The sequence below is a fragment of the Achromobacter sp. JCM 18799 genome (assembly GCF_055395645.1).
Genome location: NZ_AP043866.1, coordinates 6,008,563 through 6,031,503, shown reverse-complemented (window position 1 = coordinate 6,031,503; position 22,941 = coordinate 6,008,563). Strand labels below are relative to the sequence as shown.

21 protein-coding genes and 1 pseudogene are annotated in these 22,941 nt (G+C 65.3%); 16 read left to right on the top strand and 6 right to left on the bottom strand.

What is annotated here, in order from left to right; genetic code table 11:
• Position 1 precedes the first annotated feature (1 nt).
• On the top strand, positions 2 to 1,171 hold the full coding sequence (locus ACZ5YA_RS28540; RefSeq protein ID WP_464091505.1) for a GIY-YIG nuclease family protein: 1,170 nt from the start codon (positions 2 to 4) through the stop codon (positions 1,169 to 1,171).
• 24 nt (positions 1,172 to 1,195) lie between these two features.
• On the top strand, positions 1,196 to 1,654 hold the full coding sequence (locus ACZ5YA_RS28535) for a hypothetical protein (protein WP_464091504.1): 459 nt from the start codon (positions 1,196 to 1,198) through the stop codon (positions 1,652 to 1,654).
• A gap of 127 nt (positions 1,655 to 1,781) precedes the next feature.
• Here ACZ5YA_RS28535 and ACZ5YA_RS28530 read toward each other — a convergent pair.
• Together ACZ5YA_RS28530 and ACZ5YA_RS28525 are read right to left on the bottom strand one after the other, a co-directional pair.
• Positions 1,782 to 2,150 (bottom strand): annotated as a pseudogene (locus ACZ5YA_RS28530) (AAA family ATPase); the annotation flags it as partial.
• 80 nt (positions 2,151 to 2,230) lie between these two features.
• Positions 2,231 to 3,022: a deaminated glutathione amidase gene (locus ACZ5YA_RS28525; protein ID WP_082400636.1), complete on the bottom strand. Its 792-nt coding sequence runs from the start codon at positions 3,020 to 3,022 to the stop codon at positions 2,231 to 2,233.
• A gap of 151 nt (positions 3,023 to 3,173) precedes the next feature.
• Here ACZ5YA_RS28525 and ACZ5YA_RS28520 point away from each other — a divergent pair, with 151 nt between their 5' ends.
• The 9 genes from ACZ5YA_RS28520 to ACZ5YA_RS28480 all read left to right on the top strand — a co-directional run bounded on the left by ACZ5YA_RS28520 (position 3,174) and on the right by ACZ5YA_RS28480 (position 13,044).
• On the top strand, positions 3,174 to 4,445 hold the full coding sequence (locus tag ACZ5YA_RS28520; RefSeq protein WP_251877662.1) for an amino acid deaminase: 1,272 nt from the start codon (positions 3,174 to 3,176) through the stop codon (positions 4,443 to 4,445).
• 118 nt (positions 4,446 to 4,563) lie between these two features.
• Positions 4,564 to 6,120 carry an ABC transporter substrate-binding protein gene (locus ACZ5YA_RS28515; protein WP_059373813.1) on the top strand — a complete coding sequence of 519 codons (1,557 nt, stop codon included), beginning with the start codon at positions 4,564 to 4,566 and terminating at the stop codon, positions 6,118 to 6,120.
• A gap of 140 nt (positions 6,121 to 6,260) precedes the next feature.
• Positions 6,261 to 7,202: an ABC transporter permease gene (locus tag ACZ5YA_RS28510; protein ID WP_059373812.1), complete on the top strand. Its 942-nt coding sequence runs from the start codon at positions 6,261 to 6,263 to the stop codon at positions 7,200 to 7,202.
• Positions 7,203 to 7,322: 120 nt separating this feature from the next.
• Complete coding sequence (locus ACZ5YA_RS28505; protein WP_059373811.1) at positions 7,323 to 8,192, top strand: ABC transporter permease; 870 nt, start codon at positions 7,323 to 7,325, stop codon at positions 8,190 to 8,192.
• Positions 8,193 to 8,194: 2 nt separating this feature from the next.
• Positions 8,195 to 9,202 (top strand): ABC transporter ATP-binding protein, encoded by a 1,008-nt coding sequence (locus ACZ5YA_RS28500; RefSeq protein WP_059373810.1) that lies wholly within the window; start codon positions 8,195 to 8,197, stop codon positions 9,200 to 9,202.
• Positions 9,199 to 10,200, top strand: a complete 1,002-nt coding sequence (locus ACZ5YA_RS28495; RefSeq protein ID WP_059373809.1) for an ABC transporter ATP-binding protein — start codon at positions 9,199 to 9,201, stop codon at positions 10,198 to 10,200. Before ACZ5YA_RS28500 ends, ACZ5YA_RS28495 begins: the two co-directional genes overlap by 4 nt.
• Before the next feature lie 36 nt (positions 10,201 to 10,236).
• Positions 10,237 to 11,109 carry a MurR/RpiR family transcriptional regulator gene (locus ACZ5YA_RS28490; protein ID WP_054450103.1) on the top strand — a complete coding sequence of 291 codons (873 nt, stop codon included), beginning with the start codon at positions 10,237 to 10,239 and terminating at the stop codon, positions 11,107 to 11,109.
• A gap of 13 nt (positions 11,110 to 11,122) precedes the next feature.
• On the top strand, positions 11,123 to 12,577 hold the full coding sequence (locus ACZ5YA_RS28485; RefSeq protein WP_118931700.1) for an N-acyl-D-amino-acid deacylase family protein: 1,455 nt from the start codon (positions 11,123 to 11,125) through the stop codon (positions 12,575 to 12,577).
• Between the two features lie 53 nt (positions 12,578 to 12,630).
• The gene (locus ACZ5YA_RS28480; protein WP_118931699.1) at positions 12,631 to 13,044 is read left to right on the top strand and encodes a RidA family protein; all 414 of its coding nucleotides are present in this window, start codon (positions 12,631 to 12,633) and stop codon (positions 13,042 to 13,044) included.
• A 46-nt stretch (positions 13,045 to 13,090) separates the two neighbouring features.
• Here the strand turns inward: ACZ5YA_RS28480 and lolA are convergent, their stop codons facing one another.
• Together lolA and ACZ5YA_RS28470 are read right to left on the bottom strand one after the other, a co-directional pair.
• A complete protein-coding gene (gene lolA / locus ACZ5YA_RS28475) occupies positions 13,091 to 13,714 on the bottom strand; it encodes an outer membrane lipoprotein chaperone LolA (protein WP_059373806.1) in 624 nt (207 codons plus the stop codon).
• Positions 13,714 to 16,098: a DNA translocase FtsK gene (locus tag ACZ5YA_RS28470; protein ID WP_118931698.1), complete on the bottom strand. Its 2,385-nt coding sequence runs from the start codon at positions 16,096 to 16,098 to the stop codon at positions 13,714 to 13,716. Before ACZ5YA_RS28470 ends, lolA begins: the two co-directional genes overlap by 1 nt.
• A 42-nt stretch (positions 16,099 to 16,140) precedes the next feature.
• On the opposite strand from ACZ5YA_RS28470, the gene trxB reads away from it, so the two are divergent.
• Genes trxB through ACZ5YA_RS28445 form a run of 5 tightly spaced genes read left to right on the top strand, consistent with a single transcriptional unit; the run spans position 16,141 to position 19,854 of the window.
• Positions 16,141 to 17,100, top strand: a complete 960-nt coding sequence (gene trxB / locus ACZ5YA_RS28465; protein ID WP_059373804.1) for a thioredoxin-disulfide reductase — start codon at positions 16,141 to 16,143, stop codon at positions 17,098 to 17,100.
• Positions 17,087 to 17,755, top strand: a complete 669-nt coding sequence (locus tag ACZ5YA_RS28460; protein WP_464091503.1) for a Smr/MutS family protein — start codon at positions 17,087 to 17,089, stop codon at positions 17,753 to 17,755. Before trxB ends, ACZ5YA_RS28460 begins: the two co-directional genes overlap by 14 nt.
• A complete protein-coding gene (locus ACZ5YA_RS28455; protein WP_054450090.1) occupies positions 17,752 to 18,081 on the top strand; it encodes a DMT family transporter in 330 nt (109 codons plus the stop codon). Before ACZ5YA_RS28460 ends, ACZ5YA_RS28455 begins: the two co-directional genes overlap by 4 nt.
• Positions 18,078 to 18,725, top strand: a complete 648-nt coding sequence (locus tag ACZ5YA_RS28450) for a hypothetical protein (RefSeq protein ID WP_280015008.1) — start codon at positions 18,078 to 18,080, stop codon at positions 18,723 to 18,725. Before ACZ5YA_RS28455 ends, ACZ5YA_RS28450 begins: the two co-directional genes overlap by 4 nt.
• Positions 18,712 to 19,854, top strand: coding sequence for a hypothetical protein (locus tag ACZ5YA_RS28445; protein ID WP_464091502.1), 1,143 nt, complete (start codon positions 18,712 to 18,714; stop codon positions 19,852 to 19,854). Before ACZ5YA_RS28450 ends, ACZ5YA_RS28445 begins: the two co-directional genes overlap by 14 nt.
• Here the strand turns inward: ACZ5YA_RS28445 and ACZ5YA_RS28440 are convergent.
• Together ACZ5YA_RS28440 and ACZ5YA_RS28435 are read right to left on the bottom strand one after the other, a co-directional pair.
• A complete protein-coding gene (locus tag ACZ5YA_RS28440) occupies positions 19,851 to 21,941 on the bottom strand; it encodes a sodium:solute symporter family protein (protein ID WP_059373800.1) in 2,091 nt (696 codons plus the stop codon). The genes ACZ5YA_RS28445 and ACZ5YA_RS28440 overlap by 4 nt on opposite strands.
• Positions 21,941 to 22,219, bottom strand: a complete 279-nt coding sequence (locus tag ACZ5YA_RS28435; protein WP_059373799.1) for a DUF4212 domain-containing protein — start codon at positions 22,217 to 22,219, stop codon at positions 21,941 to 21,943. The genes ACZ5YA_RS28440 and ACZ5YA_RS28435 overlap by 1 nt, the downstream gene beginning before the upstream one ends.
• Positions 22,220 to 22,941: the final 722 nt, after the last annotated feature.

Below are 22,941 nucleotides of genomic sequence, written 5' to 3'. Positions count from 1 at the left end.
CTTGGAGAAGCATGACCTTTTAAGAATTCTACAAGACGATGACATGGGCTTACTCAATGTGAAGCCCAAGCGTTCCGCTGTCGGTGTGGATGAGCGATTGTTGTCCTCGTTCCAGCAAATCAACGATTTTTACCGCCAGCATGGTAAAGAGCCAGAGTCTAATCCTTCCAACATCCTTGAGTTTCAGCTATTCAATAGACTCAAAGGGCTTCGTGCAAGTAAGGAAAAATGCGAGGCACTACAAGACGTCGATGAGTACAAACTACTCACCTTCGTAGAACCCGCGAAGCCCATCAAATCTGTAGCTGACATCTTCGAAGACGATTCACTTGGTCTACTTGATAACGAAGTTGCTAGCATCTTCGATCTTAAGCATGTCCCAGCAACTTCAAAGGAGATGCCCGATAAGATCGCCCAGCGCAAGCGATGCCCTGATTTTGATCAGTTCGAGCCCTTGTTCAAACAGTGTCATGCCGAGCTTGCATCTGGTGTCCGTGAAGCACGTGGCTTCACTGGTGAACAGCAGATTCAGCCAGGTCACTTCTTTATCCTGAACGGCATTACGGCTTATGTTGCAGAAGTCGGTGAAAAGGAACTGAAGAACGGTAAGGTCAATGCAAGACTTCGCTGCATCTTTGAGAACGGCACCGAATCGAACATGCTGCTTCGCTCACTTGCGACGGAGCTTTATAAAGATGAAACAGGTCGCCGGATTTTAGACCCCACAGAGAAAGCCCTCGAAGCACTGGAGCTGATTCAAGCAAACGATGAGAAATCAGGCTACCTCTATGTGCTTCAGTCCTTGAGCAAGAATCCCGAAATTGCGGGTACGAAAAACCTGTTCAAGATTGGCTACTCAACGGTTCCGGTACACGAACGCATAAAAAATGCGGCTATGGAGCCAACGTACCTAATGGCCCCTGTCAAGGTGGTTTGTGCCTTTGAATGCTACAACCTCAATCCACAAAAGTTCGAACTCCTACTTCACACCTTCTTCGGATCGTCATGTCTCGCAGTGGATGTTTTCGATAAAGATGGCAAGCGGTTTACACCACGGGAGTGGTTCATTGCCCCACTACACATCATCGAAGCAGCAGCCAACATGCTGATAAGTGGCGATATCGTCAACTATAAATACAACGCAGAATTACAAAGCATAGAAGAGCGATAGAGCCTTGCTGTGTCGGAGATTGCCATGGACGAGACGAAAGCAGCGGAACTTCGCAAGTTTCTAACTGCAATTACGGACAGCAGGGTCCGTGCTTTCATTGATTTAAAGAAGCTTTGTCAATCTGGCCTCTATGAACATGTCGTGCAGATGGCTACTGAACACGCACAAAAGCACGGCGACTTCGGCTTTCTCAACAGCATATTCGGCCTAGTTGAGGGATCGATATATAGCAACGCCTTCATTGCGACCCTCCGCCAGAAACTCAGCTTCATTATCACACCTACATCACCGCGCAGACTAAAAAAAGCAAGTCCAGCGGAGGTGGCAAAAGCAGAGAAAAAGAAGCTTCTGCAAGTGGCTAAACCTACAAAAAATGTCGCTCCGAGAAAGGCGGCGAAGCCTTTGACACGGACTAAGAGCGAGGACGTGATGGACTCAAGATTCCTGATGCCAGGTGGATACGGCACGGGCAAAAGACGGTGAATGGTGATCGACTCGCACTGAACGAAGTCATTTCAAGACAACCACCGTCTCGGCTCAAAATCCTTGTGTGAGGCACAAGAAATTGCACAAATGACTTCGTAAGCCCTTGATATTAATACTGGTTGACTGCCTTGTTGAAGCGGTGCACCTCGTCGACGAAGAGGATGGTGCGGCGTCCCTGGCCCTGCGCCACCTGCGCCACCGTGACGGCATCGCGGATGTCCTTGACCCCGCCCAGCACCGCCGAGATGGCGATGAACTGCGCGTCGAAGCCGTCCGCCATCAGGCGCGCCAGCGTGGTCTTGCCCACGCCTGGCGGCCCCCAGAAGATCATGGAATGCGGCCGGCCCGAGTCAAAGGCGACGCGCAGGGGCTTGTCCGGCCCCAGCAGATGCGACTGCCCGACCACGTCGGACAGCGTCCGCGGACGCAGCCGCTCGGCCAGGGGCACATAGGGCCGATGCGCAGGATCGGCCGCGAAGAGATCGTTGCTCATTGGCAGAAGATGAGGGGAGACAGCAAGTAATTCAAGCCAGCATTACACCATGGCGCGGGCCTGCCTCCCCCCACACGGCCCTAGGCCAGTCCCGGCGGCGCGAAGCGCCGGTTCGCCAGCACCGGCAATACCTTGCGGGCATGCGCCAGGCGTTCGGGGTCGATATCGGCGAACACCAGCGCCGGGGCTTCGCCCGCCCGCGCCGTCACCACGCCCAGCGGATCCACCACCATGCTGCAGCCGATGTTGCGTTCGCCGCATTCGCCCGTGGCCGCCACATAGCAGGTGTTCTCCAGCGCGCGCGCCGTGACCAGCACTTCCCAGTGCATTTCCTTCAACGGACCGCGCACCCAGGCGGCCGGCAGCACCAGCAGGTCCGCGCCGTCCAGCGCCAGGCGCCGCGCCAGTTCGGGGAAGCGCACGTCGTAACAGGTCATGAGGCCCACGCGCAGGCCGCCGATGTCCAGCAGCGGCGGGATGTCGACGCCGGGCGTGACGTTGGTGGATTCCTTCATGTTGAAGGCGTCGTACAGGTGCAGCTTGCGGTATTGCGACAGGATCTTGCCATCTTGCAGCGTCACCAGCGTGTTCCAGACCCGCCCTTCCCCGGTCGGCACGTGCACGCACATCATGGTCGCCAGTTGCGAACCGCGGCTGGCTTCCAGCAGGCGGCTCATGAAGGGGCCGTCCAGCGGCTGGGCGGCCTTCAGGACGATCTGCGGATCGGTGATGTCGCGGGCCAGGATGCCTTCGGGCAAGACCAGCAGGCCGGCGCCGCCGGCGCGGGCGCGTTCCATCAGGTCGATGCAGACCTGGGCGTTTTCTTCCCAGACGCGGCTGACGGCGAACTGGCCCAAAGCAACTTTCAGCATGACGCTTCCTTGTGTCGGAGGTTTTCCTATTGTCGCGCCAACCGCCGGCCAGCGCCGACTACGGGAAACTCCTAACTCCCGCTTGTAAATTCTTTTCAGGATAATGAAAAAAACCAGGTTTGACGTAAATATTTTCCATAGCAGGCGCCCCATGACGAACTCCTCCTTCCCCGCAGCCCCCCTGGACATGAACGGCAAAGGCCTGGGCGCCTTTCCGGAATCCTGTACCACCGCCGGCGTGGCGGCGCTGAACTGGAACCTGCTCAATGAGGACGTCAGCCTGCCCGTGGCGGTGCTGTACGAAGCCCGCGTGCGCCACAACCTGCAATGGATGCAGCGCTTCATGGAAGCGTACAAGGTCAAGCTGGCGCCCCACGGCAAGACCACCATGAGCCCGGCGCTGTTCCAACGCCAGATCGCGGGCGGCGCCTGGGGCATCACGCTGGCGACCGCGCCGCAGGTCCGGGCCGCCTACCAGCATGGCGTACGCCGGATACTGATGGCCAACCAGTTGGTGGGCCGCGCCAACATGGCCATCATCGCGCGCCTGCTGCGCGACCCGGCCTTCACCTTTTTCTGCATCGTGGACTCTCCCGCCAACGCGGCGCAGCTGGGCGCCTATTTCGGCGAACAGGGCCTGACCCTGCCGGTGCTGATCGAACTGGGTCCCCAGGGCGGCCGCACCGGCGTGCGCGACGACGCCCAGTTGCAGGCGCTGGTCGACGAAATCGGCAAATGGCCCGGCCTGGCCCTGGCCGGCATCGAAGTCTACGAAGGCGTGCTGCAGGAAGAAAGCGCCATCCGCGCCTTCCTGCGCCGCGCCGCCGACGCCCTGCGCGGCCTGGCCGCCGCCGGCCGCCTGCGCAAGAACGGCCCGGCGCTGATCTCCGGCGCCGGCTCCGCCTGGTTCGACGTGGTGGCCGAGGAATTCTCGCAGCTGGACATTGGCGCGCCGCTGGAAATCGTGCTGCGCCCCGGCTGCTACCTGTCGCACGACGTCGGCATCTACCGCTCGGCCGCCGAGCGCATCAACGCCCACAATCCGGTCGCGCAAAAGATGGAACCCGGCCTGCAGCCGGCCTTGCAGGTCTGGGCCTACGTGCAGTCGCTGCCCGAACCGGGCCGCGCCATCGTCGCCATGGGCAAGCGCGACGCCGCCTTCGACGCCGGCCTGCCCACGCCCGCCGCGCTGTACCGCCCCGGCCGCGACGCCGCGCCGGGCCAGGCTCCTGCCCACTGGAAGCTGAGCGCGATGATGGACCAGCACGCCTTCATGCAGATCGGCGAAGGCGACGACATCCAGGTCGGCGACATGATCGCCTTCGATATCTCCCACCCCTGCCTGACCTTCGACAAGTGGCGTCAAGTGCTGCTGGTGGACGAGCAATACCGCGTCACCGACGTGGCCGAAACCTTCTTCTGAACGGCCCTGTCCGCCGCACCGCGCCGGTACCCGGCGGGCAGGAGGAATCGCGGGATTCCGGCGCAAACCTCTAATTACTACAAGCAAAACCCGTTTTTGACCCTCTGGAGAGAGAATCATGAACTTCCGTACCTCCCGGCGAGGCGGTGGGCTCAATAGCCTGCTGCTGGCCGGCGCAATTGGCTTGACCGCATTGTCGACCCCCGCCCTCTGTGCCACGCCGATCAAGGGAGGCACGATCTCGGTTGCCACCATAGGCGAGCCGCCCACGCTGGATCCGATGACCAGCACGGCCGACCTGGTGGGCATCCTGACCCAGCACTTCTTCGAAACGCTGTACACCTTCGACGGCAAGTGGAACCTGACCCCGCTGTTGGCCGACAAGCTGCCGGAAGTCTCGGCCGACGGGCTGACCTACACGATCCCGCTGCGCCAGGGCATCACCTTCCACGACGGCTCCAAGATGGACTCGTCGGACGTGCTGGCCTCGCTCAAGCGCTGGACCGAGACCGCCACGCGCGGCAAGATGGCCGCCAAGATCATCACCGGCATCGAAGCGCCGGACGCCAACACCATCCGCATCACGCTCAAGCAGCCCTATGCGCCCCTGACTGCGCTGCTGGCCATGAACAACAGCGCCGCCGTCATCATGCCCAAAGGCAAGATCGCTCCGGCCCTGACCGAATTCGTCGGCACCGGCCCCTACCAGCTGAAGGCGCGCGTGCCTGACCAGTACATCCAGCTGGTCCGCTTCGAAGGCTACAAGCAGCGCGAAGGCGAGCCCGACGGCTTCGGCGGCGCTCGCAAGCAGTACCTGGACGAGATCCGCTTCGTGCCGGTCAGCAACGCCAACACCCGCGTCGAAAGCGCGGTGGCCGGCCAGTTCGACTACGTCGACTCGCTGCCGGTGGAATCGCTGCCCAAGCTCAAGAACGGCCGCTCCGACCCCGTCATGCTCAAGCCCTTCGGCTGGCCTCGCCTGGTGCTCAACACCAAGCAGGGCATCATGTCGAACCTGGCCGTCCGCCAGGCCGTGCAGCTGGCGCTGAACGAAGAAGACATGCTGTACGCCGCCTTCGGCGACAAGAACTTCTACAAGCTCAACGGCGACCTGTATCCCGAGGGCTATCCCTGGGCCACGTCCCTGGGCGGCAAGGTCTACAACAAGGGCGACGCCGCCGGCGCCAAGAAGCTGGTGGATGGCGCCAACGTGCAGGACCGCAAGATCCGCATCCTGACCAGCCAGCAGTACGAGTTCCACTACAAGATGGCCCTGGTGGCCGCCGAATACCTGAAGGCCGCGGGCTTCACCGTGGACATGCAGGTGGTGGACTGGGCCACGCTGACGCAGCGCCGCCAGGACCCGGCGCTGTGGGACATCTTCATTACGCACAGCCCCTTCCTGCCGGAGCCTGCCCTGATCGACTTCCCGTCCAAGGACGCGCCGGGCTGGTGGGACACCCCGCGCCGCAACCAGGCGCTGGACGCCTTCAACCAGGCTGGCAACCAGGAAGAACGCATCAAGCGCTGGGCTGACGTGCAGCAGGCCGTCTACGACGAAGTGCCCTTCATCAAGGTCGGCGACTTCAACGCCCAGGCCGCCCGCTCGCCGTCGCTGCAAGGCACCAAGGCCGTGCCGTGGCCCTACTTCTGGAACGCCTGGAAGTCCAAGTAATGGCGTAGCGCGGCAGGACAAAGGCGCCACACAAGACCTCCTGCCGCGCTTCACGCATCAACGCATGACCCGCAGAGCGCGCCCTTCCAACAAGCGCGCCGCCTCTCCCCACGATACGACGCTTTTTTAGGACATCCATCGTGTTGCGTTATCTCTTAAACCGGCTGGTCGGGCTGGTGGCCGTGATGTTCATCGTCGCGACCATCGTCTTCGTGATCATCCGCGTCACGCCGGGCGACCCCGCCGCCGTGATGCTGGGTCCGCAGGCCAGCCAGCAGGACATCGCCGCCCTGCGCACCCAGCTCGGGCTGGACCAGCCGATGGCCGTGCAGTATGTGTCGTGGCTGGGCAAGCTGGCCCAGGGCGACCTCGGCCAATCCATCTTCATGAACAAGCCGGTGCTGTCGGCCTTGGCCGACCGCGCCGAACCCACCATCCTGCTGACGCTCATGTCGCTGCTGATCGCCAGCGCCATCGCGCTGCCGGTGGGGATCCTGTCCGCGGTCAAGCGCGGCACCACGCTGGACCAGTCGGTGCTGTCGTTCTCGATGTTCACCTCCAGCGTGCCCAGCTTCTGGCTGGGGCTGCTGCTGATGCAGGTGTTCTCGGTCAAGCTGGGATGGCTGCCCGTGGCCGGCTATGGCGGCCCCGACGCCTCCCTCATGACCCGCCTGTCGCACCTGATCCTGCCCGCCGTGGTGCTGGGCCTGGTGAACTCGGCGCTGATCACGCGCTTCATCCGCGCCAGCATGCTGGACGTGCTGCGCGACGACTATGTGCGCACCGCGCGCGCCAAGGGCCTGCCGGAAAGCAAGGTGATCCTGAAGCACGCCGTGCGCAATGCGCTGATCCCCATCCTGACGGTGCTGGGCCTGACCACCGCGCTGCTGATCAGCGGCGCGGTCGTGACCGAAACCGTGTTCGGCCTGCCCGGCGTGGGCAGCCTGGTGGTGTCGGCCGTGCTGCGCCGCGACTACCCCGTCATCCAGGGCGCGCTGCTGATCATCGCGGCCATCTATGTCCTGATCAATCTCATCATCGATCTGCTGTACCTGCTGGTCGACCCCCGGGTTCGTTATTGATGATTAAGCCCACCCCCGAAGCGCCTGTGGCGCTTCCCCCTCAAGGGGGCGCCGCCTGCGGCCCGGCAAAGCCGGCTCCGCGCGGCCCCGATTCGATGCACCGCAAGTGGAGCAATTGAAATGACAACCGGGACTACCGTGAATTCCGGAACCGACCGCTGGCAGGTGCTGCGCCTGCTGGTGTCGCGCAAGACCGTGCTGATCAGCCTGATCGTGATCGTCGTGCTGGTCCTGGCCGCGCTGCTGGCGCCCTGGATCAGCCCCTACGATCCGTTCAAGCTGTCCATCATGAACCGGCTGAAGGCGCCGGGCGCCGCGCACTGGTTCGGCACCGATGACTTCGGCCGCGACGTGTTCAGCCGCGTCATCCACGGCGGCCGCCTGTCGCTGATGGTGGGCTTTTCCGTGGTGATCGTGTCCAGCATCCTGGGCATCGCGCTGGGTCTGATCGCGGGCTTCTTCCGCACGGCGGACAAGTTCGTGTCGCGCTTGATCGACGCCATGATGGCCTTTCCCGACATCCTGCTGGCGATCTCGCTGGTGGCCGCGCTGGGCCCGTCGCTGGTCAACGTGGTGATCGCGCTGGGCATCGTCTACACGCCTCGCCTGGCGCGCATCGTGCGCGCCTCGACCCTGGTGATCCGCGAACTGCCCTTCGTCGAAGCCGCCCGCGCGCTGGGCGTGCCCACCTGGCGCATCGTCACCGTGCACGTGCTGCGCAACCTGGTGTCGCCCATCCTGGTGCAGGGCACGTTCATCTTCGCCTACGCGATCCTGGCCGAAGCCGGCCTGTCGTTCCTGGGCGTGGGCGTGTCGCCCGACATCCCCACCTGGGGCACCATGATCAACGCCGGCCAGCAGTACATGGGCTCGGCCGACTGGATCATGATCTTCCCCGGCATCGCCATCGTCCTGTCCGTGCTGTCGCTGCAACTGGTCGGCGACGGCCTGCGCGACGTCCTCGATCCGCGCCTGCGCAAGGAGCTGTAATCATGACCGCAAGCACCCGAGACGTCGTGCTTTCCGTGGAAGGGTTGAAGACCTGGTTCCACAGCCGCGACGGCATCGCCAAATCCGTGGACGGCGTGACCTTCGATCTGGCCCGCGGCGAAACGCTGGCCATCGTCGGCGAGTCCGGCTCCGGCAAGTCCGTGACCAGCCTGTCCATCATGGGCCTGCTGCCCAAGCCGGCGGGCCGCATCGAGGCCGGCAAGATCCTGTTCCGCGACCGCCAAGGCGTCCAGCACGACCTGGCCCAGGCCGCGCCCGCCACCCTGCGCAAGATCCGCGGCGCCGAAATCGCCATGATCTTCCAGGAGCCCATGACCAGCCTGAATCCGCTGTACACGGTGGGCGACCAGATCGCCGAAGCCGTGCTGCAGCACGAGGGCGGCTCCCACGACGCGGCCATGCGGCGCGCCCGTGAAATGCTGGAGCGCGTGGAGATCCCGGCGGCCGAGCGGCGCATCAACGAGTACCCGCACCAGATGTCGGGCGGCATGCGCCAGCGCGTGATGATCGCGCTGGCCCTGGCCTGCAACCCCGCCGTGCTGATCGCCGACGAGCCCACCACCGCGCTGGACGTGACCGTGCAGGCGCAGATCCTGGACCTGTTGCGGCGGCTGCAAGCCGAGATGAACATGAGCATCCTGTTCATCACGCACAACCTGGGCGTGGTGGCCGAGATCGCGCATCGCGTGGCGGTCATGTACGCGGGCCGCGTGGTCGAGGACGCCGGCGTCTACGACCTGTTCGAAAAGCCCACGCACCCCTACACCCGCGGCCTGCTGTCCTGCATCCCCACGGCCGCCCTGCTGGCCTCCGGCGAACGGCTGCGCGCCATTCCGGGCAACGTGCCCAGCGTGCTGTCGCTGCCGGCCGGCTGTACTTTCGCGCCGCGCTGCCCCCTGGCCGCCGACGACTGCCGCGCCGCCGTGCCCGAACTCCTGCCGGTGCAGACCGACCACCGCGCGCGCTGCATCAAGGTGAATCCGATATGACGAGTAGCCCCATTCCCATCCGCGCCGAAGAGCCGCTGGTGCGGATCCAGGACCTGAAGGTCCACTTCCCCACTTCGCAGGCGCGCAACGCCCCGATGGTGAAGGCCGTGGACGGCGTCAGCTTCGACGTGCCGCGCAACACCATCGTCGGCCTGGTCGGTGAATCCGGCTCCGGCAAGACCACCACCGGCCGCGCCCTGCTGCGGCTGTTCGCGCCCACCGCCGGCCGCATCCTGTTCGACGGCCAGGACATCACCAAGCTGTCCGAAAAGCAGATGCTGCCCTGGCGCCGCCGCATGCAGATCGTGTTCCAGGACCCCTACGCCAGCCTCAACCCCCGCATGACGGTGGCCGAGATCCTGGGCGAGGCGCTGGACACCCACCAGCTCGCCCAGAACCGCCGCATGGCCCGCATCGGCGAGCTGCTGGAACGCGTGGGCCTGAACGCGGACCACAGCCGCCGCTATCCGCACGAGTTCTCCGGCGGCCAGCGCCAGCGCATCGGCATCGCCCGCGCGCTGGCGGTCGAGCCCGATTTCATCGTGGCCGACGAGCCGGTGTCCGCGCTGGACGTGTCGGTGCAGGCGCAGGTGCTGAACCTGCTGCAGGACCTGCAGCGCGACCTGGGCCTGACCATGCTGTTCGTGGCCCACGACCTGGCGGTGGTGGACTACCTGTGCGACGAGGTCGTGGTGATGTACCTGGGCCGCGTCATGGAACGCGGCCCGACCAGCGAGGTCTACGCGCGTCCGCGTCATCCCTATACCCGCGCGCTGCTCTCCGCCGCGCCGGTGCCGGACCCGCGCGCGCCGCGCTCGCGTATCCTGTTGAAGGGCGACATCCCCAGCCCGGTCAATCCGCCTTCCGGCTGCGTGTTCCGCACCCGCTGCCCCTACGCCATCGAAAGCTGCGCGACCACCGAGGCGCAGGCCGCCAACGTCGGCCCGGGCCACTATGTGGCGTGTTCGCGCATCGGCGACGCCGAGCTGGCCGCCTGATCGCCGCCCAGTCCAGAACAGACCCAGGAAGCCCACATGAACATCATCCGCGACATCGTCTTCCAGATACGCAGTCGGCGGGACTCGCTGAGCGTGACCGAACGCAAGGTCGCCGACGCCATCCTGGACGACATCATCTGGGGCGCCAGCGCCACCGTCGACCAGCTGGCGGCCAAGGCCGGCGTCAGCATCGCCACCATCTCGCGCTTCGCGCGCACGGTCGGCTGCGACGACACCCGCGACCTGAAGCTCAAGCTGGCCCAGGCCAGCACGGTGGGCAGCCGCTTCCTCGATCCCAGCGCGCCGACCGAGGAAAGCACCTTCTACGCCCGCATCTACGCCGACATCGAAAGCACGCTGCGCGCCCACCTGCCCAACTTCACCGAGCAGCTGTTCGAAGCGGCCGCCGGCATCGTCGACGGCGCGCGCATGATCTACGTCTTCGGCATGGGCGGCGCGTCGGCCGTGCTGGCGCAGGAAGTGCAGTCGCGCCTGGTGCGCCTGGGCTACCCCATCGCCGTGTACAGCGACGCGGTGCTGCTGCGCATGGTCGCGGCCACCCTGGACGAGCGCGACGCGGTGCTGATCCTGTCGGCCTCGGGCCTCACGCCGGAAATCGTGGGCGCGGCCCGCATCGTCAAGCAGTACCAGGCGCGCATCGTCGCCATCACCGACGCGACCTCCGCCCTGGCCGAACTGGCCGACGTGGTGCTGCCCATCCGCACCGACGAAACCGACTTCATCTACAAGCCCTCGGCATCGCGCTACGCGATGATGCTGGCCATAGACCTGCTCTCGACCGAACTGGCCATGCTGAACCAGGAAGAAAACCGGGAGCGCCTGCGCCGCATCAAGCTGGCGCTGGACGAACACCGCGGCGGCCCGAACCGCCTGCCGCTGGGCGATTGAACTGGAACACAAGATGTACGACACCCTCATAGGCAATGTGCTGGTCCTGGACGGCACCGGCGAACCCGCCTACCGCGCCAGCGTGGCGCTGGCCGACGGCCGCATCGCCGCCATCGGCGACCTGCCGGGCGCGGCGGCGCGCCAGATCATCGATGGCACCCGCCTGGCGCTGGCCCCGGGTTTCATCGACGTGCACACCCATGACGACACCAACGTCATCCGCACGCCAGACATGCTGCCCAAGCTCTCCCAGGGCGTGACCACCGTGGTGGTGGGCAATTGCGGCATCAGCGCCTCGCCCGTGGCCCTGCGCGGCGAGCCGCCGGACCCGATGAACCTGCTGGGCGCCCGCGCCGACTTCAGCTACCCCACCTTCGCGGACTACACCCGCGCCATCGAAGCCGCGCGGCCCGCCGTGAACGTGGCAGCGCTGGTCGGCCATACCGCGCTGCGCAGCAACCACATGGACCGACTGGACCGCGCCGCCACGCGCGAGGAAGTGCTGGCCATGCGCGAGCAGCTGCGCGACGCGCTGGCCCATGGCGCCATCGGCCTGAGCACCGGCCTGGCCTATGCCTCCGCCTTCGACGCGGACACCGAAGAGGTCAAGCTGCTGGCCGAGGCGCTGGATGAATTCGGCGCGCTCTACACCACCCACCTGCGCTCCGAGTTCGCCGCCATCCTGGAGGCCATGCAGGAAGCCTTCGACATCGGCCAGCATGCCCGCGTGCCGGTGGTGGTGTCGCACCTGAAATGCGCCGGCGCCGGCAACTGGGGCCGCACGAAAGAAGTGCTGTCAGCGCTGGAAACCGCCGGCCGCCTGCAGCACGTGGGTTGCGACTGCTATCCCTATTCCGCCAGTTCGTCGACCCTGGACCTGAAGCAGGTCACGGACGAGTTCGACATCGACATCACCTGGTCCGTGCCGCATCCGGAGCAGGCCCGCCGCAAGCTGGCCGACATCGCCGCCGACTGGGGCGTGACTTTGCTGGAAGCGGCCGCGCGCCTGCAGCCAGCCGGCGCCGTGTACCACAACATGCATGAAGACGACGTGCGCCGCGTGCTGTCGCACCGGCTCACCATGGTGGGTTCCGACGGCCTGCCCAACGACCCCATGCCGCACCCGCGGCTCTGGGGCGCGTTCCCGCGCGTGCTGGGCCACTACAGCCGCGATGTGGGGCTGTTCCCGCTGACCGAGGCCGTGCACAAGATGACGGGCCTGTCCGCCGCCCGCTTCGGCCTGGCCGAGCGCGGCCTGGTGCGCGAGGGCTACCACGCGGACCTGGTGCTGTTCGATCCGGCCACGGTCATCGACCGCGCCACCTTCGCCGCGCCGGTGCAGACCGCCGCCGGCATCGAGGCGGTCTGGGTCAATGGCGCGCTGTCCTACCGCCAGGGCGAGGCCACCGGCGACCGCGCCGGCCGCTGGCTGCCGCGCAGCGGCGACCTGCGCAAGAACTTCCAGTAAGCAACGGGCGAAAACCCGGCGCAAAACCGGCCATTCATTTCAAGGAGAGAACCATGAGCAATGCTCCCACCGCCGACAGCAACGGCATCACCCGCTACGGCGTCGCCGGCGGTACGGGCCAGGGCGGCTCGCATATGCCCTTCGCCCGCGCGGTCGCGGCCGATGGCTGGCTGCACGTGTCCGGCCAGGTGCCGATGGACAACGGCGAAGTCGTCGAAGGCGGCATCGTGACCCAGTCGCACAAGGCCATCCAGCAGGTGCTCGCCATCCTGAAGGAAGCCGGCTACGGCCCCGAACACGTCGTGCGTTGCGGCGTATGGCTGGACGACGCGCGCGATTTCGCGTCGTTCAACAAGGTGTTCAAGGAATACTTCGGCGAGAATCCGCCGGCCCGTGCCTGCGTGCAGTCGTCGTTGGTGGTGGACGCAAAAGTCGAGGTCGACTGCATCGCGTACAAACGTCCTTAAGCGGACGCCACATAAGAAAAAGCCTGGCGTTGCCAGGCTTTTTCCATCACATCTTCACTACATCCACACCCTTCGGCGCGACGAACTGGAATTCCTTGGCCGGCAACTGCGGGTTGGCGGCAATGCCGGACAGGTCCACGCGGGTGGTTTGTCCAAACGAATCCAGCAGCTCCACGCGCACCGGCAGATTGTCCTTCATACCGATGTCCACGCGCGAAAAGCCCGCATCGGCGGTGCGCGGCTTGGCGCGCAGCCAATCGATCCCGTCCTTGGACGGCAGGGCCGAAACGTCGAACGACTGCTCCAGCGAACCCGAGCCGAACAGGATGGCGGCGGGCGAGGTGCCGATGGCGGCATCGACCTTGCGCTCGGTCACCTGGGCCAGGTCCGGATCGAACTGGAACACCTGGCGGCCGTCCGACACCACCAACTGTTCATAAGGCTTCTGCACCGCCCACTTGAACTTGCCGGGACGCTGGAACGAGAACACGCCGGTCTGGGCGGGCTGCGTGCGGCCCTGGTTGTTCACCGTGTATTGCGAAAACGAGCCCGTGGCCGCGGTCACGGTAGCCACGAAAGCGCGCAGCTGCTCCTGCGCGCTGGCGGCGAACACCATGGCGGGCGCCAGGCTCAGGGCCGCCACGGCGGCCAGTCGACGGAACATCTTCATCAAGCTTCCTCTCGGGCGGCAGCGGCCGCGGGAACAAGGATCTCGCGGTTGCCATTGGACTGCATCGCCGACACCATACCCGATTGCTCCATCTGCTCCAGTAACCGGGCCGCACGGTTGTAACCAATGCGCAGGTGGCGCTGCACCAGCGAGATGGACGCGCGGCGGTGCTTGAGCACCACCTCGCAAGCCTGGTCGTACATCGGGTCGGATTCGGCGTCGCCGCCGATGCCGGTGACGCTGCTGGCGCCTTCGCCCGCGTCCCCATCCAGGCCGCCTTCGAGCAAGCCTTCGATGTAGTTGGGTTCGCCCTGCGCCTTGAGGCTTTCCACCACGCGATGCACTTCGTCATCGCTGCAGAACGCGCCGTGCACACGCACCGGCAGGCCGGTGCCTGGCGGCATGTAAAGCATGTCGCCCTGGCCCAGCAGGGTTTCGGCACCCATCTGATCCAAAATGGTGCGCGAGTCGATCTTGGACGACACCTGGAAGGCGATGCGCGTCGGGATGTTGGCCTTGATCAGGCCGGTGATGACGTCCACGCTGGGACGCTGCGTGGCCAGGATGAGGTGGATGCCGGCGGCGCGCGCCTTCTGTGCCAGGCGGGCGATCAGCTCTTCGATCTTCTTGCCCACCACCATCATCAGGTCGGCAAGTTCGTCGATGACCACCACGATGGTGGGCAGCGGCGACAGCGGCTCCGGCGCGTCCGGGGTCAGCGAGAACGGATTCGGAATGGGTTCCTCGCGCTTGATGGCGTCGCGGATCTTGGTGTTGTAGCCCGCCAGGTTGCGCACGCCCATCTTGCTCATCAGGCGGTAGCGTTTTTCCATTTCGCCCACGCACCAGTTCAGCGCGTTGGAGGCCTGGCGCATGTCCGTGACCACCGGCGCCAGCAGGTGCGGAATGCCTTCGTAGACGCTCATTTCGAGCATCTTCGGATCGATCAGGATCAGCCGGGTGTGGGACGCGTCCGCCTTGTACAGCAGCGACAGGATCATGGCGTTGATCCCCACGGACTTGCCCGAACCGGTGGTGCCCGCCACCAGCAGGTGGGGCATCTTGGCCAGGTCGGCCACCACCGGATTGCCGGCGATGTCCTTGCCCAGCGCCATCGTCACGACGGAATGGCTGGCGTGATAGGTTTGCGAGCCCAGGATCTCGGACAGGCGCACCATCTGGCGGCGCGGGTTGGGCAATTCCAGGCCCATCAGGTTCTTGCCCGGAATGGTTTCCACCACCCGGATGCTGACCAGGCTGAGCGCGCGCGCCAGGTCCTTGGCCAGGTTGACGATCTGGCTGCCCTTCACGCCCGTGGCGGGCTCGATCTCGTAGCGCGTAATGACCGGGCCGGCCTGCGCCGCCACCACGGTGACCGACACGCCGAAGTCGGCCAGCTTCTTTTCGATCAGGCGCGAGGTGAATTCGATGGTTTCGGCCGACACCGTTTCCTGGTTGGTCAGGGGCGGATCCAGCAGGCTGATCGCCGGCAGGTCGCCTTCGGCGCCGCCCGAGGGCGCGAAGAACAGCGATTGCTGCTTTTCCTTTTCGACCCGTTCGGACTTGGGTACCACGGTAATCGCGGGTTCGATCCGCACCGGCTGCTCGTGGACCAGCTTTTCCTGCTTGGCCACGACCTGTTCGGTGCGCACGGCCTTGGCGACCTCGCCGACCTTGCGGTCTTCGCGGGCGGCGTAGGAATCGCGCACGCGGCGCACCAGGCCTTCCAGCCACGAGCCCACGCGTTCGGCGATGGACAGCCAGGAAAACGAGAAGAACAGGCTCAGGCCGATGGCCAGCATGACCAGGAAAGCCAGCGTGCTGCCGGTGAAGCCGATGCTGCGGCCGATCAGGTCGGCCAGCGTCTGGCCGATCACGCCGCCCGCGCCGCTGGTGTTCTCGGAGGCGCCGGGCAGATGCGTGCCGCGGCTGGCCAGGCGCAGGGCTTCCATGCCCAGCGACCCCACCAGCAACAGGAAGAAACCGATGCCCTCTTCCCAGTGGACACGGGGCAACACTTCCGGCTGCTTACTATTGGTAACGCGAAGATGGCTGGCCAGGCGGCGGTAGCCCGCGCGCACCCGGTGCAGCAGCAGTATCACCCACCACCAGGCGGAAAAGCCGAACAGATAGAGCAGGATGTCCGCCAGATAGGCGCCCAGGGTCCCGCCCTTGTTGTGGATGGCGCCGGCGGGGACGGAATGCGACCAGCCAGGGTCGGCCGCGTTCCAGGTGGCCAGCACCAGCGTCAGCCAGGCCGCCAGGGCGGCGAAGAGGATCCAGCGGGCTTCGCGCAGCAACGCGGACAAGCGCGTCTGCAGGGGGGAAGGCCCGTTACGGGTGTTGCGCGAGGCGCGCGGAGAAGCAGTCGAGATACGCGGCATGCGGCTCATTATAATTGGGCGTTAACCTAAAGATACCCGCCCATGTCCACGCCCAAGCACGCTAAAGTTTTGATACTCGGTTCCGGCCCTGCCGGTTACACGGCGGCCGTCTATGCGGCACGCGCCAATCTGAGCCCTGTTCTTGTTACAGGTCTGGCCCAAGGCGGCCAGCTCATGACCACCACGGACGTCGACAACTGGCCGGCGGACGCGGAGGGCGTGCAGGGTCCGGACCTGATGCAGCGCTTCCAGAAGCACGCCGAACGTTTCAACACCGAAATGATCTTCGACCACATTGCCAAGGTCGATGTGTCCAAGCGCCCGTTCACCCTCACGGGCGACACCGGCAAGATCTACACCTGCGACGCGCTCATCATCGCCACCGGCGCCTCGGCCAAGTACCTCGGCCTGCCGTCTGAAGAGACCTTCATGGGCCGCGGCGTGTCCGGCTGCGCCACCTGCGACGGCTTCTTCTACCGCAACCAGGACGTGGTCGTGGTCGGCGGCGGCAATACCGCCGTGGAAGAAGCGCTGTACCTGTCGAACATCTGCCGCAAGGTCACCCTGATCCACCGCCGCGACAAGTTCCGCGCCGAGCCCATCCTGGTCGACAAGCTCATGAGCAAGGTCGAGAACGGCAACATGGAACTCAAGCTGTTCCATACGCTGGAAGAAGTGCTGGGCGACGACAGCGGCGTCACCGGCGTGCGCGTGCGCCACGTCGACACCGGCGTCACCGAGGACATGGCGGCCACCGGCGCGTTCATCGCCATCGGCCACCAGCCCAACACCGAAATCTTCCAGGGCCAGCTGGAAATGAAGGACGGCTACATCGTCACCAAGAGCGGCCTGTCCGGCATGGCCACGATGACCTCGGTCCCCGGCGTATTCGCCGCCGGCGACGTGCAGGACCACGTCTACCGCCAGGCCATCACCAGCGCCGGCACCGGCTGCATGGCCGCGCTGGACGCACAACGGTGGCTGGAGAATGCGGGGCAGTAAGGTCGGCCTGGCCGACCTGAAACGCCTGAAGAAAGACCTGCAGGCCGAGCGCGAACGCGCCGCCCTGGCCCAGCGGGTGGCGGTGCTGAAAAAACCGGATACCGCCCCCGTTGACGACATGGCGGCGTTCAAGCGCACCATGCAGTCAGTCACGCCGATCAAGCAGGCCGCCCGGGTGGAGCACAAGCCCGTGGCGCAGCCCGCGCCCGCGCTGCGCCGCGCCAACGCGCTGGGCGAAACCCCCTCGCGCGCCGATGCCGGCGTCTCCGACGGCGGCGAAATCACGCATCTGCTGTCCGAAGGCGGCACCGCCTTCGTGCGCAGCGACGCCGCGCCCGACACCGCGCGCAACCTGCGCCGCGGCCAATGGCGCGCCGGCGCCGAACTGGACCTGCATGGCCTGCGGGTGGAACAGGCCCGCCACGCCCTGCTGTCGTTCCTGGACGAATGCCAGGAGCACGGCATCCGCTGCGTGCGCATCGTCCACGGCAAGGGCTATGGCTCGCAGGGGCTGGAGCCGGTGCTCAAGGACAAGGCCCGCACCTGGCTGGTGCAGAAGAGCGAAGTCCTGGCGTTTTCCGAAGCACCCGAGCGCGAAGGCGGCGCGGGCGCCCTGCTGGTGCTGCTGCGGCAATCCGAGGGAACACGCAAATGAAGTGGCTCTACCTGGGCATAGCCATCATCGCCGAGATCTTCGCCACCAGCGCGCTCAAGGGGTCCGAAGGCTTCACCCGCCTGGCGCCGTCCATCGTGACGGTGTTCGGCTACCTGATTTCGTTCTATTTCCTGTCGCTGACGCTGCGCGAGATCCCGGTGGGCATCGCCTACGCCATCTGGTCCGGCGTGGGCATCGTGCTGATTTCCATCGTCGGCGCGGTGCTGTTCAAACAGCACCTGGACACGCCGGCGCTCATCGGCATCGGCCTCATCATCGCCGGCGTGGTGGTGATGAACGTCTTCTCGAAATCCGTTTCGCATTGAAGCCCCGCGACGGGTCAACGGCGAGTACCCGGATCCGCCGCTGGCTGGCGGCCTGGCTGTGCCTGGGCTGCCTGGGCCTGCTGCCGACCGGCCAAGCCCTGGCCCAGGAGTTCAACCGCGCGGCCGAGCTCGCGCGCTACCGGACCTGGCTGAGCGCTTTCAAGCAGGACCTGGACCAGTTGTCCGCCATGCCCGGCCCCTTGTCGCAAGCCCAGCTGGAAGCGATGTTCGCCCGCACGGTGGTGCCCGGCTCGCGCGGCGCGGGGTTCATCCGCCAAGCGTTCACGCAGCGTGGCAGTGAAGGCGCCTACTTTCCGAAATCCGGCCCGCGCGCCGTGCTCATGGCCGTGCTGGACAGCGCCATCCCGGCCGGCCAGGGCGGCTTGTATCCGGAAACGGATGCGGCCCTGAACGTCGCGGACCTGACCGTCTGGTACCTGCATGTGGATGTCGGCGACATGACCAATACCTACCTGCTGTCGGGCGAACACTTCACGCCCTACAGACTGCCGCCTCCAGGCAAGCTGGAACGCAACGCCTACCCCTTCCTGCTGATGGACACGCGCGATGACGCCTTGCGCCTGGGCGGGATCAGCAGCGAACTCTGGGGGCTGATCGCCTACCTGCACAATGCGGCACTCTGATTCCGCACGACGTCTGCTTGCGCTGACCGCGCTTTCCCTTGCACCGGGGCTGGCCAGTGCGATCTGCGAACCGCTGGCCGCGTCCGCGCAGCGCCACACCGGGGTAATGGACATTTCCCTGGACGACACCAATACCTTGCTGGCGCTGGACGGCTCGCGCATCCGCTCATGGTTGCCTGGCGTCGCCATCGACGCCGGCGAGCGCGCCTTGGCCACCATATGGGCAGAACGGGTGGACTGGTCCGTCTACGCCGCCGCGCCGGACGCCCGCATCGGCGTCACCATGCTGCGCTGGGAAAGCGCCCCCGACGGCCGCCAACATTTGTGCGGCATCGCCCGTTACAGCGCCGGCGCCGTGCACGAAGCCCGCGCGTCGGGCAAGGCCGCGCTGCCCCCGCCAGACGCCGAAACGCGCTTCTACTATGACGCCGCCGGTCGGTTGACTGGCTACGAGGAACGCTCGCGCGCCTGGGACGGCCGCCGCAACCGGCCGGCGCGCTATTGCCTGCGCTACGACACCCACGGTTGGCTGGCCGAGCTGGGCGCCAACGATTGCGCGGCGCCTTCCCGGCCCATGACCCGCTACGTGCATGACGCCGCGGGCCGGCTGTTGCGCACGATTTCCTATCAAGACAAATCCGAAGATGCGTTCGAAGTCGTGACGCATGACGCTCAGGGCCGCAGGGCGCAGCGCTACTTGCGCCAGCGGACGGCGTGGGCGGACGGACCTGCCGTTCTGGGACTGCCCTACCGCGCAAGCGCGGATCCCTACGCCTCCCTGGTGCTGCCCGGCCCCGCCTGGGAAGCGCCTGAGCTGGACTCGTACAACTACGACTGGGCCATCGTGCAGCCCAAGAAGACGGCCGAGGGGGTTGCCAGCATCTATGCCGCCAAGCGGGATCCCTCGCAGATATTGGCGCAAGGCAACAGCGGCGACCAGCGGCGATTCATCATGACCGCCGCGCAACGCAAGCGAATCTGGGAAGCGGCCGGCAAGACGCCGGGCGGCGTGCAATGGCTATGGGCGCCCGGCCAGACCTATACCTTGCTGCAAGCCATGCCCGCGGCGGCATGGGCTTCCTGCATCGATCCGGAAAACCGGAACGCCAACGCCTGCGGAACGCCTTAGCCGCGTTCGCCCTGCGGCTTGGGCGCGCCCGGATGGCGCAGGTAGTCCACCAGCGCCAGCGTGGCGCGGTCCGGCGGCGGCGTCAGCAGCGACACCACGATGATCGTCAGGAAAGCCACCGGCGCGCCGAACACGCCCGCCGCGATCGGCTGGATGCCCCACCACAGGTCCACGGGCTGGGTGCGCGAAATGCCCAGCACCCATTCGCGCAACCAGGGATGCGTGTGCGTCATGTAGGCGAACGTCGCCGCCAGCCCGGCCGCCATGCCCAGCGTCGCGCCCCATTTGTTGGCGCGGCGCCAGAACACGCCCATGACCAACGCCGGGAAAAAGGATGACGCCGCAAAGGAAAACGCGGCCGACACCATGAAGAGAATGTCCGCGGGCTTGCGCGCCGCCACCCAGGCGGCGCCGAAGGCCACCAGCAGCAGCAGAATCTTGGACACCATCACGCGGCGCGCCGCCGACATGCGCGGCGACACCATGCGATACCACATGTCGTGCGACAGGGAGTTGGACAGGGTCAGCAACAGGCCGTCGGCGGTGGACAGCGCCGCGGCCAGCCCGCCCGCCGCCACCAGGGCCGATATCACGTAGGGCAGTCCGCCGATTTCCGGCATGGCCAGCACCACCACGTCGGCGCCCATGCTGATCTCGCTCAACTGCACGATGCCGTCGCGGTTGACGTCGGTCACGTCCAGCAGATTGCTGTCGACGGCGCTCCAGGCATGCACCCAGTTGGGCAGGCTGAGAAAGCTGGACCCCACCACCTGGGTATAGACCTCGTACTTCACCAGCAGCGCCAGCGCCGGCGCCATGAAATACAGCAGCAGGATGAACAGCAGCGACCAGCACACCGATTTGCGCGCCTCGATGACCGAGGGCGTCGTGTATGAACGCATCAGGATGTGCGGCATGCCCGCAGTGCCCAGCATCAGGCAAAGCACCAGCGCCAGGAAATTGACGCGCATGTTGCGCTGCTCTTCTGGATCCTTGGACGGAAACGGTTCCGCATGCGGCGTGGCCGGCGCCGCTCGCGCCTCGAACGCGGCCTTGGCCTGCGCCCAGGCGATACGCGCCTCTTCCACGCCGGCGGGATAGCCCGCCAGCTCGCGCTCTGCCGAGCGGATCTCGACCATGGGCGCATCGTTTGCAGTCAACTGCGCCAGCCGGCTGCGCAGCTTGTCCTTTTCCAGCGTCCAGGATTCGGGCAATGCCGCCATCCGGCGGCCCATTTCGTCGGCGCGCTCCTGCCACAGCCTGCGCACCTCGATTTCGGACGGGTCGTTCTGCAGGTAGACCTCTTTTTCGGTCACCTGCTGCAGCACCACGCCGGCCGACAGCTGCGGCACGGGCATATTGGTGTGCTTGATGGACAGCCAGACCACTGGCACCAGATAGGCGATGACCAGGATGATGTACTGCCCCACCTGCGTCCAGGTGACTGCGCGCATGCCGCCCAGGAACGAACAGACCAGCATGCCGCCCAGCGCCACGAAGATGCCGAGCTCGAAGGAGATGCCGGTCATGCGCGTGGTGATGATGCCCACGCCGTAGATCTGCGCCACCAGGTAGGTGAAGGAACAGAGTATGGCGCAGGCCACGCCCGCCAGGCGCGGCATATTGCCGCCATAGCGCGCGCCCATGAAGTCGGGAATGGTGTATTGGCCGAAGCGGCGCAGATAAGGCGCCAGCAGCATCGCCACCAGCACATAGCCGCCGGTCCAGCCCATGATGTAGGCCAGCCCGCCATAGCCCGTCAGGTAGAGCGTGCCGGCCACGCCGATGAAGGAGGCCACCGACATCCAGTCGGCGGCCGTGGCCATGCCGTTGTAGATCGCGGGCACCCGCCGGCCCGCCACGTAGTACTCCACCTGATCCGAGGTCCGGCAGACGATGCCGATGCCGGCGTACAGGCTGACCGTGACCAGCAGGAACACATAGCCGATCCAGTTGCGCGGCATGCCCAGGATCTCGGCCAGCGCCATCAACAGGATCATCAACGCGAATCCCGCCGTGTACAGCACGTAGATGCGGCGCAACCGGACTCTGAATTGCTGGGGCGTGTCTCCGCTGAAAAACGGCATCAGCGGTGCCCTCCCACATCTTCGGAGCGCTCATCGGCGCGATTCATGATCCGGGCGTAGATGCCGATGATGACCAGGTAGGCCAGCGGCGCGCCATAGGCGGCCATCCAGAACGCGAACGGCCAGCCGATGAAATCGAAATTCAGGCTGCGGGCAAAAAAAGCGGGAATGAAGGTCAGTGCGGCCCATACGACGAGCAACACCAGGATCAGCCACAAGTTGCGGCGCCAATAGGGAGTCGTGGCGGGTGTCGAGGATGAAAGGCGCGATTCCGACATAGCTGGGATGAGCGAACCCTGTCTGATTATCGCGAAACGCGGCGCTTGAAAAGCCTTTGCGCTTGAAATGCCGGCTTTTTATGCGACAACGGCTGGCACTACCTGGTGCCAGCCGTTGTGCGTTTTGCTTTTTTTGGGTACTGCTTTACTTTTTTTATGTACCGGTGCCGCCGGTATTTGCCCATGCAGGGCTTTGTCTCCTCACCTGCATGGGAAGAGATTCTGCACCAGATGCGGGATTGTCACACTAGGGGAATGCCCTAAGAAGGAGCATTCATTTACATATTTCCCGCACCATATTGGTGCAATGTGGGTTTCGGGTTCTAAATATTGGGATTTTTCGGCCGTCTTGCGGCCATTCCTGACCCCGCCTGCCCGGCCCCCGCTTCCCGCCGCTTGGCAGCTCCAGCTTGGGCCCGCGACCGTGCGCGCGCCATGCCCGCCTTCGGGCGGCTGCGAGAACCTGGCCCCATTTACGTTTCATTTACACCCCCCTCCCAAACGTATACCCCGTTTTTACCCCCCGCTCCGTAACCTGCCGGTGTCCTGATTGGTCACTACGCCTGCCCGGCGCGCATCCCTATTTGCCGTGCAGGCCCGTCGTTCGAAGGGAGCGCCGCTCCCGGGAGGAAAAACGTGGATGCCTTGTATATCGCCATCTTTGCCGTCATGGCGGGGCTGACCTTCGCCCTGCTGCGGTTCTGCGAAACCTTGTCTGCGGG